This window comes from Phenylobacterium sp. (assembly GCF_036263695.1).
Taxonomy (GTDB): Bacteria; Pseudomonadota; Alphaproteobacteria; order Caulobacterales; family Caulobacteraceae; genus Phenylobacterium.
Genome location: NZ_DATAGM010000055.1, coordinates 1 through 1,851 on the forward strand (window position 1 = coordinate 1; position 1,851 = coordinate 1,851).

4 protein-coding genes are annotated in these 1,851 nt (G+C 70.7%); all 4 read left to right on the top strand.

What is annotated here, in order from left to right; all coding sequences use genetic code 11:
• A partial coding sequence (locus tag VHK87_RS02085) for a phosphoribosylaminoimidazolesuccinocarboxamide synthase (protein WP_329633238.1) occupies positions 1-629 on the top strand: 629 nt, incomplete at its 5' end.
• The gene (gene purS, locus VHK87_RS02090) at positions 629-868 is read left to right on the top strand and encodes a phosphoribosylformylglycinamidine synthase subunit PurS (protein WP_329633239.1); all 240 of its coding nucleotides are present in this window, start codon (positions 629-631) and stop codon (positions 866-868) included. The genes VHK87_RS02085 and purS, both read left to right, overlap by 1 nt.
• Positions 865-1,245, top strand: a complete 381-nt coding sequence (locus VHK87_RS02095; protein ID WP_329633240.1) for a hypothetical protein — start codon at positions 865-867, stop codon at positions 1,243-1,245. The genes purS and VHK87_RS02095 overlap by 4 nt, the downstream gene beginning before the upstream one ends.
• A partial coding sequence (locus VHK87_RS02100; RefSeq protein ID WP_329633241.1) for a tetratricopeptide repeat protein occupies positions 1,242-1,851 on the top strand: 610 nt, incomplete at its 3' end. The genes VHK87_RS02095 and VHK87_RS02100, both read left to right, overlap by 4 nt.

Consider the following 1,851-nt stretch of genomic DNA (forward strand, 5'->3'; position numbering starts at 1 on the left):
TGGAAGGCAAGGGCGTCATCAACAACCGGATCAGCGAGTACATCATGACCCGGTTGAACTCGATCGGGATCCAGAACCACTTCATCCGCCGGCTGAACCTGCGCGAGCAGCTGATCCGCGAGGTGGAGATCATTCCGCTGGAAGTAGTGTGCCGCAACATCGCCGCCGGCAGCCTGTCGACGCGATTTGGCCTGCCGGAAGGCCAGCCGCTGCCGCGCTCGATCATCGAGTTCTACTACAAGGACGACAAGCTCCACGACCCGATGGTCGCGGAGGAGCACATCACCGCCTTCAACTGGGCCTCGACGCAGGAGATCGACGACATGATGGCGCTCACCCTCAGGGTGAACGACTTCCTCACCGGCATGTTCGGCGCCGTCGGCATCACCCTGGTGGACTTCAAGATCGAGTATGGCCGCATCTGGGAGGGCGACTTCGCCCGGGTGATCCTGGCCGACGAGATCAGCCCCGACAGCTGCCGGCTGTGGGACAGCGCCACCAACGAGAAGCTCGACAAGGACCGCTTCAGGCGCGACCTGGGCAACGTCATCGAGAGCTACACCGAAGTCGCCCGCCGGCTCGGCATCATGAAGGAGATGCCGACGGTCATCCAAGGAGGCCTCCACTAGTGCGCGCCAAGGTCCATGTTTTCTTGAAGCCCGGCGTCCTCGACGTGCAGGGCAAGGCCGTCGAGCACGCCCTGCACGGCCTCGGCTGGACCGGCGTCGAGCACGTGCGGGTCGGCAAGACCATCGAGTTCGACCTGGCCGCCCAGGACCGCGCCGCCGCCGAGACCGAGGTCAAGGCGATGTGCGACAAGCTGCTGGCCAACACCGTCATCGAAAGCTACCGGGTCGAGCTGGCGTGAGGCCCTGGGCCGCCGCAGCCCTGGCGGCCCTCCTCGCCGCCTGCGGGCCGGCCGCCCAGAAGGCTCAGGCCCCGGCGCCCGCGCCTGCGCCCACCGCGCTCGACTGCGCCAAAGGCTTCGACGTGCTGGCCTCCGAGATCGCCGCCCAGCCGGATTTCGCCCAGGCGCCCTCGCCCGGCGAGCCCTACCGCTTCCTCAATCACCGCAGCGGCACGCCGTCGTACGTCGTCACCCTGCCCGACGCTCCGGCCCATCCCGCGATCCTGATGCAGCGCACGGTCGGCGGGGCGATGCAGACCACCGGCTGCCGTTATGGCGACGAGGCGGCGTACGGCCAGCTCGTCGCCTACATCGAAGGCCTTCGGGCCGCGCGATGACCGGCATGGCCCAGGCGCAGGCCGCCTTTCGGGCCGGCGACTTCGCCGCCGCCGCCCGGCTCGCCGACGCGCTCCTCAAAGGGCAGCCCGGCCTGCTCCCGGCGCTACAGCTGGCGGGGCTGGCCCACCTGCGGCTCGGCCGACCGGACATCGCGCGCCAGCGGCTGGAGACGGCGCTGAAGGCCGCCCCCAACGATCCCAACCTGATCAACAGCTACGGCAACGTGCTGGACGCCCAAGGCGAGACGGACGCGGCCCTGGCCGCCTTTCGACGCGCCCTGGAGGTCGCGCCGAACCTGGTGGACGCCCACTTGAACCTCGGGCGGGTGGCGCTGAAGGCCGGCCATCCGCACGCCGCCATCGCCGCATACCGCCGGGCCTGCGAGCTCGCGCCCGACCGCCCCGGCGCGTGGCACGGCCTTGGCCTGGCCCACGCGGAGGCGGGCGAGGCGGACGCCGCCGCGCAGGCGCTGGATCGAAGCCTCTCCATCCGCCCGACCCTCGGCGCGCTGCACGGCCGTGCGCGGCTGGAGCACGACCGCGGCCGCAACTCGCTCCCCTTCTGGGACCGTGCGCTGGCCGCCGCGCCGGGCCACCCGGACCTGG